The sequence below is a fragment of the Nocardia sp. PE-7 genome (assembly GCF_030486425.1).
GTDB lineage: Bacteria > Actinomycetota > Actinomycetes > Mycobacteriales > Mycobacteriaceae > Nocardia > Nocardia salmonicida_A.
On the sequence record NZ_CP129614.1, the window covers coordinates 793,128 to 806,507 of the forward strand.

The 13,380-nt window shown below is 68.0% G+C and carries 10 protein-coding genes; 5 read left to right on the top strand and 5 right to left on the bottom strand.

From position 1 onward, the window contains the following. The first annotated feature begins 149 nt into the window (after positions 1 to 149). Positions 150 to 2,978 carry a DEAD/DEAH box helicase gene (locus QX204_RS03630; RefSeq protein WP_301905168.1) on the top strand — a complete coding sequence of 943 codons (2,829 nt, stop codon included), beginning with the start codon at positions 150 to 152 and terminating at the stop codon, positions 2,976 to 2,978. Then, positions 2,979 to 3,728 (top strand): SWIM zinc finger family protein, encoded by a 750-nt coding sequence (locus QX204_RS03635; protein ID WP_301905169.1) that lies wholly within the window; start codon positions 2,979 to 2,981, stop codon positions 3,726 to 3,728. Positions 3,729 to 3,779: 51 nt separating this feature from the next. On the opposite strand, the gene QX204_RS03640 is transcribed toward QX204_RS03635, so the two are convergent. The 3 genes from QX204_RS03640 to icmF all read right to left on the bottom strand — a co-directional run bounded on the left by QX204_RS03640 (position 3,780) and on the right by icmF (position 8,614). Then, positions 3,780 to 4,187, bottom strand: a complete 408-nt coding sequence (locus tag QX204_RS03640; RefSeq protein ID WP_301905170.1) for a DUF3224 domain-containing protein — start codon at positions 4,185 to 4,187, stop codon at positions 3,780 to 3,782. A gap of 53 nt (positions 4,188 to 4,240) precedes the next feature. After that, positions 4,241 to 5,308, bottom strand: a complete 1,068-nt coding sequence (locus tag QX204_RS03645) for an amidohydrolase family protein (RefSeq protein WP_301905171.1) — start codon at positions 5,306 to 5,308, stop codon at positions 4,241 to 4,243. An 81-nt stretch (positions 5,309 to 5,389) separates the two neighbouring features. Next, complete coding sequence (gene icmF, locus QX204_RS03650; protein ID WP_301905172.1) at positions 5,390 to 8,614, bottom strand: fused isobutyryl-CoA mutase/GTPase IcmF; 3,225 nt, start codon at positions 8,612 to 8,614, stop codon at positions 5,390 to 5,392. A gap of 121 nt (positions 8,615 to 8,735) precedes the next feature. On the opposite strand from icmF, the gene QX204_RS03655 reads away from it, so the two are divergent. Next, the gene (locus QX204_RS03655; RefSeq protein WP_301905173.1) at positions 8,736 to 9,710 is read left to right on the top strand and encodes a DUF2157 domain-containing protein; all 975 of its coding nucleotides are present in this window, start codon (positions 8,736 to 8,738) and stop codon (positions 9,708 to 9,710) included. A 1-nt stretch (position 9,711) separates the two neighbouring features. On the opposite strand, the gene QX204_RS03660 is transcribed toward QX204_RS03655, so the two are convergent. Further along, positions 9,712 to 10,263 carry a hypothetical protein gene (locus QX204_RS03660; protein ID WP_301905174.1) on the bottom strand — a complete coding sequence of 184 codons (552 nt, stop codon included), beginning with the start codon at positions 10,261 to 10,263 and terminating at the stop codon, positions 9,712 to 9,714. 96 nt (positions 10,264 to 10,359) lie between these two features. On the opposite strand from QX204_RS03660, the gene QX204_RS03665 reads away from it, so the two are divergent. Together QX204_RS03665 and QX204_RS03670 are read left to right on the top strand one after the other, a co-directional pair. Then, complete coding sequence (locus QX204_RS03665; RefSeq protein ID WP_301905175.1) at positions 10,360 to 11,430, top strand: enoyl-CoA hydratase/isomerase family protein; 1,071 nt, start codon at positions 10,360 to 10,362, stop codon at positions 11,428 to 11,430. An 85-nt stretch (positions 11,431 to 11,515) separates the two neighbouring features. Then, positions 11,516 to 12,310 carry an enoyl-CoA hydratase gene (locus tag QX204_RS03670; RefSeq protein ID WP_301905176.1) on the top strand — a complete coding sequence of 265 codons (795 nt, stop codon included), beginning with the start codon at positions 11,516 to 11,518 and terminating at the stop codon, positions 12,308 to 12,310. Here QX204_RS03670 and QX204_RS03675 read toward each other — a convergent pair. Continuing rightward, positions 12,307 to 13,359: a hypothetical protein gene (locus QX204_RS03675; protein ID WP_301905177.1), complete on the bottom strand. Its 1,053-nt coding sequence runs from the start codon at positions 13,357 to 13,359 to the stop codon at positions 12,307 to 12,309. The two genes, QX204_RS03670 and QX204_RS03675, sit on opposite strands and share 4 nt — an antisense overlap. Positions 13,360 to 13,380 lie beyond the last annotated feature (21 nt).

Below are 13,380 nucleotides of genomic sequence, written 5' to 3' on the forward strand. Positions count from 1 at the left end.
TCCGGCTCGCCTGGGTGAGTATGGAGTTGTCGCCGGTGGGTATTCCGGCCCATGACCAGGGATTATTCAATTATCCGCTCGTTGCGGCGAGAAATCCAGAGGTATGGCGGCTGTGATCGGTGTCGGTGCCGCCTGCTTGGATGGTGCCCATGCTGCACGGTCTGTGGTCCCCCGAATCGGGCCTACTGCTGTGGCACGACGCGGAGCCGGTCGCTGTGGGGTCGGTGCTCGGCGACATCTTGGACCGCGCCAGGTTCCGGCACCGTGCCGAGGTGTTCGTCGTCGATGCCGAGGGGCAGTCGGGCACCGCCGAGGTGCGCGCGCACGCGCTCGCGCCACCGACGGCGGCCGTCGTGCTGCGCAGCCGACTCCCGCGCGAGAACGTCTCGGGCGACCTACGCTTCCTCGCGCACGTCGCGCGCGGCATCGAACGGTGGGTGCGGGCAGGGCGGGTGGTGCCCCAGATCGAGCGGGCCGACGGTCAGTGGTGGGTGCGCTGGCGGCTGGTCGGCGGACAACGTCAACGGGCATGGCTGGCCGAGTTGGCCGCCGCGATGCCCCCGGCGCTGCGGGTGGCCGGTCCGCCTGCCGCCGTGCTCGACGATCTGTGCACGCATCTCACCGACCCGATCGCCCGCGAATATCTCACGCACCGCACGATGACCCACCCGCTGCTGGCCGCACTGATCGACGACACTGCGTTGGAAGTCGGCTCCTACCGACTGGCCGAAACGCTGACGCAGTGGCGCGAAGGCTATGCCGCCGACGAGCCGGAACTCGTGCTGCGCCTGTGCGAACCCGACGGCGAATTCGGTACCGCCGACGAATCGGTGGCGCTGTGGCGGCTACAGGTGTGCCTGCGCCCGGTCGACGACGCACCCAAACCCGTTGTCTTCGACGATGATCCGGTGCTCGTGCGAACAGCGGCGGAGAAGCTCGGCCAGGCGCGCAAGGCGTACCCGCGCCTGCGTGACCTGCCCACCGATCCACGTGGCCTCGACCTGCTGCTCCCCACCGAGGTGGTCGCCGACCTGGTGGCGCACGGCGCACATGCCCTGCAGGAAGCCGGAATTCGACTACTCCTGCCGCGCGCCTGGAACATCGCCGAACCGAGTATGCGATTGCGGGTGAGCAGCCCCGCCGCCGCCGAATCCACCGTCGGACTCAGCGGACTGCTGTCCTACCGCTGGGAATTGGCGCTCGGCGATCTGGTGCTCACCCCGGCCGAGATGCACCGGCTGATCAGCAGCAAGTCCGACCTGGTCCAGTTGCGCGGCGAGTGGGTGCAGGCCGACCACCGGGCACTGGCCGCCGCCGCCCGCTACGTCGCGCAGCACGCCGACGACAGCCCGATCACCCTGGCCGACATGATCGGTGAACTGGCCGCCGAACGGGTCGACAATGTCCCGGTCACCGAGGTCACCGCCGACGGGTGGGCGGCCGAATTGTTCGCCAGGGAAAGCGAACCAGAGCCGGTTCCGGTGCCGGTCGGCCTGAAAGCTCAGCTGCGTCCGTACCAGGAGCGGGGCCTGAGCTGGCTGGCCACCATGAGTCGACTCAACTGCGGCGCGATCCTCGCCGACGACATGGGCTTGGGCAAGACCGTGCAGGTCCTCGCGTTGCTGGTCCATGAGCGTGAGGCCGGCCTGGCAGGCGGGCGACCCACGCCGACGGGCGAGTCGGTGGTCGGACCGACGCTGCTGGTGTGTCCGATGTCGGTGGTCGGTAACTGGCAGCGCGAAACCCAACGGTTCGCGCCCGACCTGCGCATGCTCGTGCACCACGGCCCCGGGCGGCTCACCGGTTCGGAATTCGCCGCGGCGGTGGCTGATTCGGACCTGGTGATCACCACCTACGCACTGCTCGCCCGTGACGTCACCCTGCTGAGCGAACAACAGTGGGAGCGGATCGTGCTCGACGAAGCGCAGCACATCAAGAACGCGGTGACCAGACAGGCGCGCGCGGCCAGGGCGCTGCAAGCCCGACATCGGCTGGCGCTCACCGGAACTCCGGTGGAGAACCGCCTGGAGGAATTGCGCGCCCTGTTCGACTTCGCCATGCCGAAACTGCTCGGCAGCCCGCAATCGTTTCGTGCCAAGTTCGCGGTGCCGATCGAACGCGAGCGTGATCAGCAAGCCATCGACAGACTGCGCTTGATCACCGATCCGTTCGTGCTGCGCAGGCTCAAAACCGATCCGACGGTGATCAGCGACCTGCCGGAGAAGCTGGAAATGACGGTGCGGGCCAACCTCACCGTCGAGCAGGCCGCGCTCTACCAGGCCGTTGTCGACGACATGCTGGACAAGCTCAAAGACGCCAAAGGCATGGCGCGCAAGGGCGCTGTGCTCAGTGCGCTGACCAGGCTCAAGCAGGTCTGCAACCACCCCGCGCACTATCTGGGTGACGGGTCGCCGATCCTGCGCCGCGGCGGCCACCGCTCCGGCAAGCTGGCGCTGGTCGAGGACGTGCTCGACGCGGTACTCGCCGATGGCGAGAAAGCCCTGCTCTTCACCCAGTTCCGTGAATTCGGCGACTTGATCCTGCCGTATCTCACCGAACGATTCGGCACCCCGATCCCGTTCCTGCACGGCGGCGTGGCCAAGCAGCGCCGCGACGACATGGTGACCGGCTTCCAAGGCGACAACGGCCCGCCGCTGATGTTGCTCTCGCTCAAGGCGGGCGGCACCGGTCTCAACCTCACCGCCGCCAATCACGTGATCCACCTGGATCGTTGGTGGAATCCGGCAGTCGAGAACCAGGCCACCGACCGCGCGTTCCGGATCGGCCAGCAGCGTGCGGTGCAGGTCCGCAAGCTGGTGTGTGTCGACACCATCGAGGAGCGGATCGACGAAATGATCAACGGGAAGAAGCAATTGGCCGATCTGGCCGTCGGCGCGGGGGAGAACTGGATCACCGAGATGAGCACCGACGAACTGCGCGAGCTGTTCACCCTCGGTGCCGAGGCGGTGGGCGACTAGATGGCCGACTTCAGCCAGTTCGGTCCGCGCAAACCGGTTCGCGGCGGCGCCCAGGCGCGCGGCGGTTTCGGGCGGACCTGGTGGGGCAAATCGCTGCTCGACGCGGTGGAGAAGGTGGCCGACGCGGGCAGGCTCTCGCGCGGACGCACCTACGCCAGGGTCGGACAGGTGGTGAACTACCGGATCGAACGCGGCGCGGTGACCGCCGAGGTCCAGGGCAGCCAGCCCAGCCCCTTCACCTCGGTGCTGTCGATCCGGCCACTGCGCGACGAAGAGGTCGACCTACTGCTCGCCGAGATCAGGGAGGCGCCGGGCATGCTCGCCGAGATCGCCTCGGGCGCGCTCCCACCCGCGCTCGGCCCGCACCTGCTGCCGACCACCGCCTCGGAGCTGGACTTCACCTGTAGTTGCCCGGACATGGGCTGGCCGTGCAAGCACGTCGCCGCGGTCTGCTACTTGCTCGCCGAGCGTCTCGACGAACAGCCCAGCGAGATCCTCACCCTGCGCGGGCTCGACCTGGACACCCTCATCGGCGGCGTCGAGAGGTCGGCGCGCACCGCCGATTCCGATGACCCCTACGGCGACGAACTTGTCCTGCCCGAGCTGCCCCGCGTGGAATTCCATGCCGTGATCGAAGACCTCGACGCGATCCCGCTGCGTCGCGCGCTCCGGATGTCCACCGAGGACGAGCCGACCGCCGCAACCGGCCTCCGCGAATTGCGTTCGCTCTATACCGAATTCGACACCTGAGTCGCGCTGGGCGCGGCAGCGGAACTGCCGCGCCGGTCGAACCGGAGCGGTTCAGCTCAGCTCGTACTCGAACCAGATATGGTGTCCGCCTTCGGCATCCACGTACAACGCGCCGGTCCCGGTGATGCCGGTCAACTCCCCGGTGCCGCTGCTGGGAACGATGTGGAAGAACTCGTCGGTGCGATCGGTACCGGCGGTGGTGGCGGAGTGGACGAAGTTGAACGCACCGGCCTTGCCGTTCAGCGCACCCTCGAACGACTCCATCGCGAGGTAGGTGCCCGCGCCGGTGTCCATGTCGAAGGCGGCGGTGAACAGCGTGGCCGAGAGCCCTTCGATCTCGCCCGCGTAGGACTTCGTCATGGTCGAGATGCCGACCGGCATCCCGGTGACGATGGGCGGCTGCGGCGTCAGCTCGGTGGGATCGAACGCGGTGACCTCGAAGGTGCCGATGGCTTTCATGCGCCGATGCTAAACCCGCCCACCGACAGAAACGAGCGAGTGCGCGCGGCGATTCACTCGGTCGGCTCGATCCGATAGAACCGGATGGCATTGCCGCCGAACACCTTCCGCAGGTCGTCGGTGCTCGCGCCCGCCTCGCTCAGACCGGTGGCCACGGTCTCGACCGCTCCACCGAGGCTGGTGATCGGCTTGTCGACGGGAAAGTTCGACCCCCAGATCAGCCGGTCGGCGCCGAAGACGGACAGTGCGTGCGCCAGCAGCGGCCGCGCCCGGCCGAGCAGCGTCGGCACGGGCGTCGGCGTGCCGCGTCGTGGCACGGGATGGCCGAGCACCGGCATCATCAGCCCGCTCACCTTGGCGACCACGTTCGGCTGCGCGGCCAGATCGGTGAGGTCCTCGCGCCACCGATCGAACACGGCCTCTCGCTGCGCGGCGGTGTGCCCGGTGTTCTTGCCGACCGGTCCGAAGATGCCCGCCGGGGTTCCCAGGTGATCGAGCACGATCGGTACCTCGGGAAACCGTTCGGCCAGCGCCGCCACCTCGGGGAGCTGCCCCGAATACACCCACGCGTCGAACGAGAGCCCCCGCTCGGCGAGCTGCCCGAAGCCGTTCAGGAAGGCGGGGGCGGTGAGGGCGCCGTCGTGCGCGGCGAACGACTTCACGGCGGGATCAGGGTGATGGGCGACCATCGTCCGGATGCCCCGGAACAGCGGCGACGCGGATTGATGCGCATCGAGCACCGCGCCGAAGTCCGCGGCGGCGGGGTCGGCCGAGCCGATGATCGTGGCCAAGGCGGGTGTGTCGACGCCGAAGGGCAGGCTCGCGACCCAGCGCGTCTCGTCGGGCTTCCAGCCCGTCCACTGCACCTCGATTTCCACGACCGATTCGACCGGCGTGTTTCCACGGTCGGCGCGATAGTCGGCCGGCAGATAAGGCTGCAGATAGGCGCTGGGCTCGCCGACGAATTCGCGATCTCCACGTGGGGCCAGCTTTGCCGCGATATCGACCGGTACGGGCAGATAGCGCATCAGTTTCGCCAGCTTGCTGAACTCGCGTGGCGTGGCATGTGGATCCCACTGGTGAATGTGGGCATCGATGATGTCGAAGTCGGTCAGATCCATGCTGTGCGTCCCGTCTCCGCCGCTGGCAGTGCTCTCGGCGATTGTCACACGTCAGCGGCGCACAGCGACGGATTACGCTGCTCACACCGTGCGCCGATACTGTCCTCCCACCGCGAAGAAGGCATCGGTGACCTGCTGCAATGTGCACACCCGCGCCGCGTCCATGAGCACATCGAAAATATTGCCGTCGGTGTGGGCGACCTCGGTCAGCCGGGCCAGCGCGAGATGGGATCGTTCGGCGTTATCGGCTTGGAAACTGTGCAGCCGGTCCAGTTGGGAGCGGCGTTCGGTTTCCGTGCCGCGGGCCAATTCCATCGGTGCGTGCTCGGTGTCGTCCTCGCGGCCGCGGAAGGTGTTCACCCCCACGATCGGCAACGATCCGTCATGTTTGCGCTGTTCGTAGCGCATGGACTCGTCCTGGATGCGACCGCGCTGGTAGCCGGTCTCCATGGCGCCGAGCACCCCGCCGCGTTCGCTGATCCGCTCGAATTCGAGCAGCACCGCCTCCTCGACGAGATCGGTGAGTTCGTCGACGATGAAACTGCCCTGGAGCGGATTCTCGTTGACGGCCAGTCCCCATTCCTTGGCGATGATGAGCTGAATCGCCAGCGCGCGGCGCACCGAATCCTCGGTCGGGGTGGTGACCGCCTCGTCGAAAGCGTTGGTGTGCAGGCTGTTGCAATTGTCGTAGACCGCGATCAGCGCCTGCAGGGTGGTGCGAATATCGTTGAACTGCATTTCCTGCGCGTGCAGCGAACGACCCGAAGTCTGCACGTGGTACTTGAGTTTCTGGGCGCGTTCGCCCGCGCCGTAGCGGTCGCGCATCGCGATCGCCCACATCCGCCGGGCTACCCGGCCGATCACCGTGTACTCGGGGTCCATGCCATTGGAGAAGAAGAACGACAGATTCGGGGCGAAGTCGTCGATCGCCAGCCCGCGCGCGAGATAGGTCTCCACATAGGTGAATCCGTTGGCGAGGGTGAAGGCGAGTTGGCTGATGGGGTTCGCACCCGCCTCGGCGATGTGATATCCCGAGATCGAGACCGAATAGAAGTTTCGGACGTCGTTGCGCACGAACCATTCCTGCACATCGGCCATCATGCGCAGACTGAATTCGGTGGAGAACAGGCAGGTGTTCTGGCCCTGATCCTCCTTGAGGATGTCGGCCTGCACGGTGCCACGCACGGTCGACAGCGTGCGTGCCCGGATCTCGGCGGCTTCGCCGGACGTCGGCTCGCGGCCCTCTGCGTCGGAGAAGCGGTGCAGCGCCTGGTCGATGGCGGTGTTGAGGAAGAAGGCGAGGATGGTCGGCGCGGGGCCGTTGATGGTCATCGAGACCGAGGTGGTGGGGGCGCCGAGGTCGAAACCGTCGAACAGGGTGCGCATGTCTTCGACGGTGGCCACCGAGACACCCGAGGTGCCCACCTTGCCGTAGATATCGGGACGCGGCGCCGGATCGTGGCCGTAGAGGGTCACCGAGTCGAACGCGGTGGACAGGCGGGTGGCTTCGGCGTGGGCGCTGAGGACCTTGAAACGTCGATTGGTGCGGGCGGGATCGCCCTCGCCCGCGAACATCCGGGCGGGGTCCTCGTTCTCGCGCTTGAAGGGGAAAACGCCTGCGGTGAAGGGGAATCGACCGGGCAGGTTCTCGGCGCGCAGGAAGCGCAGGAGTTCGCCGTCGTCGGTGAAACGCGGCAGGGCGACGCGCGGAATGCTGGTGCCGGAGAGGGACTCGCGTCGCAGGGGTGTGCGCAGTTCGCGGTCGCGGATGCGGACCACCTGTTCGTCACCGCGATAGCTTTCGGCGACCGCCGGCCATGCGGCCAGGGCTTCGGTCGAACTCGGGGAGAGCGTGGGACGGGCCCGCGTGAGCAGGTCGGCGACCGCCGCGTCGTCGGGGAGTTCGTCGTGGACCAGCGCCAGCCGTTGAATCCGCTGAGCCGCCGCGACTTCGCGCTGAGTATCGGCGTGGTAGCCGCGGACCGTGTCGGCGATGTCGGCCAGGTACCGGACCCGCGACGGGGGGACGAGCTGGGCGAAACGCGTGGAGACCGAGGTGTCCACGCGGGGCAGCACGCCGGGTTCGAGCGTCAGGCCGTGTTCGGTGAGCAGGCCCGTGAGGTGCTGGTACAGCGCGGTGACGCCGTCGTCGTCGAAAGTCGCGGCACTGGTGCCGAAGACGGGCATGTCAGCGGGACTCGCACCGAATTCCGCACGGTTGCGGATCAATTGGCGCGCCACATCGCGGACCGCGTCGGCCGCGCCACGGCGCTCGTACTTGTTGATCGCGACGACGTCGGCGTAGTCGAGCATGTCGATCTTCTCGAGCTGGGAGGCGGCGCCGAACTCCGGCGTCATCACATACAGCGCCACATCGACGTGGTCGACGATGCCCGCGTCGCCCTGGCCGATCCCGGGGGTCTCGAGGATGACCAGGTCGTGACCGGCGGCCCGGCAGGCGGCGATCATGGTGTCGATATCGTCGGGCAGTTCGTGATTGCCGCGGGTGGCCAGCGAACGGAAGTACACGTGATCGCCGTCGAGGGCGTTCATCCGGATGCGGTCGCCGAGCAGGGCGCCGCCCGCTCGTCTGCGGGTCGGGTCCACCGCCAGGACGGCGATGCGCAGTTTGTCCTGCTGGTCGGTGCGAAGCCTGCGTACCAATTCATCGGTGAGAGAGGACTTTCCGGACCCGCCGGTGCCGGTGATGCCCAGTACGGGGGCGCGCCGGGTGGCGGCCGCCGCCACGATCGCGGCTCGGTCGGCATCGGACAGCGCGCCCTGCTGCAGGCAGGTGATGGTGCGCGCCAGTTCGTTTCGATCGCCGGTGTAGAGCGCGTCGAGGTCGGGGGCGGTGCGCGCGGGGTCGACATCACAGAGCCGGATCAGTTCGTTGATCATGCCGGGCAGGCCGAGGCGCTGGCCGTCCTCGGGGGAGAAGATCCGCACGCCGCTCGCCGCGAGCCGCTCGATCTCCTCGGCGACGATCACTCCGCCGCCCCCGCCGAAGATGCGCACGTCATCCGCGCCCGCCTCGCGCAGTGCCTGCGCCAGATATTCGAAGAACTCGATGTGCCCGCCCTGATACGAGCTGACCGCGACGCCCTGCACGTCCTCTTCGATCACCGCGTCGACGATCTCGCGCACCGATCGGTTGTGTCCGAGATGGATCACCTCGGCACCCTGGGCCTGCAGAATCCGCCGCATGATGTTGATGGCCGCGTCGTGTCCGTCGAACAGGGCCGCCGAGGTCACGAACCGCACCGGATTCACAGGAACATGCAGGTCCATGACAGCCTCCGCCATGTAGTAGAGCGCCCGATACTAGGACATCAAAGTAATTCTAGTGTGAATCGCGTCACTCCGCCGCGAAACGCCCCGCCCAGGTTTCGGCGGAATCGTCGCCGCAGGTCGACATACTCGACGGATGGTTCGCGAGCATCGGGTGGATGTGGCGTTGGAACGATTGGTCGCCGCCGGGGTGATCAGTGGGGAGCAGCGGACGGCGGTGTTGCGGGCGGTCGACGAGCAGGATCGGACCGGGCGCGCGAGCGGGGGATGGGTGGCTGCCGAGATCGTGGCTTATGTGGGGGCCGGGCTGGTGGCCGCGGGTCTGGGGTTGTTCATCGACAAGGCGTGGGCGCAGGTGGCGCAGTCGGGGCGGGTGGTGCTGCTGGTGGTGGTGGCCGGGTGCGCGATGTGGGGCGCGGTGGCGTTGGCCGGTGGATGCGTGGGGGTGTACCGGCGGGTGCCGATCGCCTCGGCGGGGCGGGTCAGGTTGGCCGCGGTGCTGCTCGTGCTGGCGGCGGTGGCGATGACCGGCGCGGTGGCGACGGCGTTCGACCGGCACCACGGTGACGAAACGGCGATCGCGGCCTCGGTCGCGGGACTGCTCGTCGCGATACTGGGATATCTGCTGGTGCCGAGCGTGCTCGGCATGGTCGCCGTGGCCTGCTTCGGTGTCGCGAGCATCCTGAGCGTCACCTCGGAGCTGTTCGATGTCCGATCGCCGTGGCAGGGGATCGCGCTGATGATGTTCGGCGCGTTGTGGTTCGGTTTCGCATGGGCTCGCCTGCTGGTGGTCGAAGGGGCCGGATACCTACTCGGCGGGGTGATCGCGGTGATCGGGGCGCAGATGCTGACGTTGGGCGAATCGCCGTGGCGGCCCGGCCTGACCGCGCTGATCGGGGTGGTCTGCTTCGTGCTGTACGCGATTCGGCGCGACGCCGTGCTGGTGCTCGGCGGGGCCGCGGGGACCGCGATCGCGGTGGTACAGGTGGTGGCCGACTACACCACCGGAGGTCCGGGCATGGCGAGCATGGTGCTGGCGATCGGCGCGCTCGTACTCATGATCGGCCTGGTCGTCCTGCTCACTCGGCAAGGGCCCCTGCGGCCGGGGTGAATCAGAGGATCAGGGTGGTTTCCTGGGCGCGGATCGTGCGGAAGAAGCGCGGGCCCACGTCCGCGCCGTCGTGGTTGTAACTGTCGATGATCTCGGCGAGTTCGTCGGCGAGTCGGCGCAGGTCCTCGGTGGCGGTGATGCGGTCGAATTCGTCGGGTTCCCAACCCCATGAGGGCGGGATATCGGTGATCGTGACGACGATCTGGTCGGCGAACGGGGTCGTGACGGCCACGGTGAGCTCGGCGGGGGCCGCGGCGAGGGGACTGTGGACCGTGACCTCGCCGGGGGCGCCCGCGGCGACGAAAGTGCGGGCGAAGGCGATGTCCTCGCGGACGAATTCGACGATCGACGCGGTGCTCGCGTGCCTGCCTGCGCGGTGATGGCGCGAACCGTAGACGCGGTCAGGGGCAGCACTGGAACCGTTGTGGCCCACGGATTTTCGGAGCAGACGCTCGAGCATGCGCTCCGCGGTGGCGCGCTCGCCCGCGCCGGTGTTCTCGTGGTCGATCAGTGCGCGCAGGCGGGTGATCCGCACGAAGTGGTCGCTGCCCATGGTCTGATTGTGCCGCAAATCGGACGCGGTGGAATGCGTCACAGACGGCGTGCCACAGTTTCGGATAGTCCGATATCCGACTTTATCGTGACGGGCATGAGCGAAGCGGAAGTGCTGTTCGAGGTGCGTGGCGGGCTCGGTCTGATCACGCTGAACCGGCCGCGCGCGATCAACGCGCTCAACCACTCGATGAGCCTGGCCATCACCGAGAAACTGCGAGCATGGGCTACCGATCCGGCGATCCGGACCGTCGCGCTCGTCGGCGCGGGCGAGCGTGGCCTGTGCGCGGGCGGCGACATCGTGGCCATCCATCGCGACGCGAAGACGATCAACGACGGTGGCCCGGACGCACCCGCACCGATCGACACCGGGTCGGCGGCGTTCTGGCGTGACGAATACTCGCTCAACGCGCTGATCGGCAGCTACCCGAAGCCGTATGTGGCGGTGATGGACGGCATCGTGATGGGTGGCGGAGTGGGCCTGTCGGCGCACGGCAGTCACCGCATCGTCACCGAGCGCTCACAGATCGGCATGCCCGAAGTGGGCATCGGCTTCGTGCCCGACGTCGGCGGCACCTATCTGCTCTCGCACACCCCCGGCGAGCTGGGCACCCACGTGGCGCTCACCACCGCGCGCATGGGCGCGGGCGACGCGATCGTGACCGGTTTCGCCGATACGTTCGTCGCCTCCGAAGACCTGCCCGCCCTGCTCGACGCGTTGCGCACCGTCCCGGCCGACGAGGCGATCGCCCGATTCGCCACGCCCGCACCGGAATCCGAGCTCGATGCCCAGCGCGCCTGGATCGATACCTGCTACGCCGCCGACACCGTCGAACAGATCGTCGAGGCGCTGCGCGCGGCGGATTCGCCCGAAGCGACCAAGGCCGCCGATGATCTGCTGTCGAAATCCCCGATCGCGCTGAAAGCGACCCTGCGCGCGCTGCGCGATGCCCGCGACCTGACGTTGGCCGGGGCGCTGAATGCCGAACTGCGGATCACCGTGGCCGCGCTGAGCACCCACGACCTGGTCGAGGGCATCCGCGCGCAGGTGATCGACAAGGACCGCACGCCACACTGGTCGCCCGCGACTCTCGCCGACGTCACCGATGCCCAGGTCGACGCCTACTTCGCCGCGCTCGGCGAGCGCGAACTGGGACTGCGGGCCTGATCGCCGGCGGCACCCCGCACCGGTGGGCGACCTGGCTCGGTATCGTCAGCGTGATCCGTGACCGTTGACTGACAAGAGGGTGGCCGTGACCGAATTCGAGACGATTCTGCTGGAGCGCAAGGGCGGCGCCGACGGGAAGGGCGGGGTCGGCTGGATCACCCTGAACCGGCCCAAGGCGCTCAATGCCCTCAATGCCCAGGTACTCGACGACGTCATCACCGCGCTCGACGAACTCGACGGCGACGATTCCATCGGCGCCGTCGTGATCACCGGCTCGGCGAAGGCCTTCGCTGCGGGCGCCGACATCAAGGAGATGGCGCCCAAGACGTACATGGACATGTTCCTGGCCGACTACTTCGCCCGCTGGGACCGGCTGGCCAACTTCCGCAAGCCCACCATCGCCGCCGTCTCGGGCTACGCGCTCGGTGGCGGTTGTGAGCTGGCGATGCTGTGCGACATCCTGATCGCCGCCGACAACGCCAAGTTCGGTCAGCCCGAGATCACGCTCGGCGTCATCCCCGGCATCGGCGGCTCGCAGCGTCTCACGCGCGCGATCGGCAAGGCCAAGGCGATGGATCTGATCCTGACCGGCCGGATGATCGGCGCCGAGGAAGCCGAGCGTTCCGGGCTGGTGTCGCGGGTGGTGCCCGCCGACGAACTGCTCGACACCGCGCTCGAGGCCGCGCAGACCATCGCGTCGATGTCGCTGCCGGTCGCGATGATCGCCAAGGAGGCGGTGAACCGCTCGTTCGAGACCACCCTCGCCGAGGGGCTGCTGTTCGAACGCCGGGTGTTCCATTCGCTGTTCGCGACCGAGGACCAGAAGGAAGGCATGGCCGCCTTCGTCGAGAAGCGACCGCCGAATTTCAGCAACCGCTAGTTCGGTTTCCAGTGCGGCGCACCGTCGATGAAGTGCGCGGTAGTCGGCGCGGTGCCCTCCTCAGGGGACCGCGCCGAGGTGTTTTCGTTGCTGAGCAGGCCGACGACGGCGCCACCGAGGGTGGCCGTCACCGCGACCGCGGCGAGAAGTTTTCGGCGGCTCGCATGCGGCGCGACGCCGATGACGCCCGTACCCTTTCGCGCCATGCGTAACCGCGCCGAGGGACGGCGGGCACACAGCAGCACCGCGCCCCGAGCCGAAACATATTCCGGCTCGGGGTCGTACACGATCGGCAGACCGATCAGCCTGCCCAGATCCGCCCGCAGACTCGGGTTACGGGAGCAGCCACCCAGCAGCGCCAGCGCTCCCGGCCGCACCCCCGTCTCCTCGATCAGCAGGCGCACGAACGAGGCCGAATGATGCAGTCCCGCTTCGCATAACGCGGCGAGGTCGCTGCGGGTCAGTACCGCGCGGCCGCCGGTGCCTGCATCGGCGGCGGTGACAACCCTGGTGCGGCTCAACGATTCTCGATGCTCGCGGCTGGCGTGCGCGTCGGCCGAGACGCCGCGTCGCGCGAGTTGCCAGCGCAGCAGAGCGTCGTAGCCGTTGCCGCTGAGGACGGTGCTGCGTTTGCCCGCGATGATGGTTTCGGTGCGGCAATCGGCGTGGGTGATGGTCAAACCGGAACTGCCGAGGTCGTAGAGCATGACCGAGTCGGCGGCGGGCAGCAGGCCGGTGAAACGCAGATAGCGCAGCTGGGCGAGCGGTTCGTCGACGATCGCGAAGTCGGCTCGACCCGCGGCCGCTCTGATCGCGTCGGCCTGTAGCTCGCTGCGGCATGTGACAGCCGTGCCGGAGATGTACTCGTCGCGTTCGGCCGCCGCCGCGCGCATGCGGTGGATCGCGGTGAGCACCGATTCCTCCACCGAGCCCCCGGCCCGGCGCGGTACGTGGATCCGGTCGATCGGCGGCATGTGGGGCTGATCGGAATGGGTCAGCACGGCGCGGGCTCCACCCGCGCCCGCCGATACCCCCAGGATCAGCACCATGGGCTACATCGTGGACCTTTT

Bases quoted from the DNA above. Each gene is read 5' to 3' on its own strand.
- QX204_RS03630 (WP_301905168.1), top strand. From the start codon at position 150: ATGCTGCACGGTCTGTGGTCCCCCGAATCGGGCCTACTGCTGTGGCAC.
- QX204_RS03635 (WP_301905169.1), top strand. From the start codon at position 2,979: ATGGCCGACTTCAGCCAGTTCGGTCCGCGCAAACCGGTTCGCGGCGGC.
- QX204_RS03640 (WP_301905170.1), bottom strand. From the start codon at position 4,187: ATGAAAGCCATCGGCACCTTCGAGGTCACCGCGTTCGATCCCACCGAG.
- QX204_RS03645 (WP_301905171.1), bottom strand. From the start codon at position 5,308: ATGGATCTGACCGACTTCGACATCATCGATGCCCACATTCACCAGTGG.
- icmF (WP_301905172.1), bottom strand. From the start codon at position 8,614: ATGGCGGAGGCTGTCATGGACCTGCATGTTCCTGTGAATCCGGTGCGG.
- QX204_RS03655 (WP_301905173.1), top strand. From the start codon at position 8,736: ATGGTTCGCGAGCATCGGGTGGATGTGGCGTTGGAACGATTGGTCGCC.
- QX204_RS03660 (WP_301905174.1), bottom strand. From the start codon at position 10,263: ATGGGCAGCGACCACTTCGTGCGGATCACCCGCCTGCGCGCACTGATC.
- QX204_RS03665 (WP_301905175.1), top strand. From the start codon at position 10,360: ATGAGCGAAGCGGAAGTGCTGTTCGAGGTGCGTGGCGGGCTCGGTCTG.
- QX204_RS03675 (WP_301905177.1), bottom strand. From the start codon at position 13,359: ATGGTGCTGATCCTGGGGGTATCGGCGGGCGCGGGTGGAGCCCGCGCC.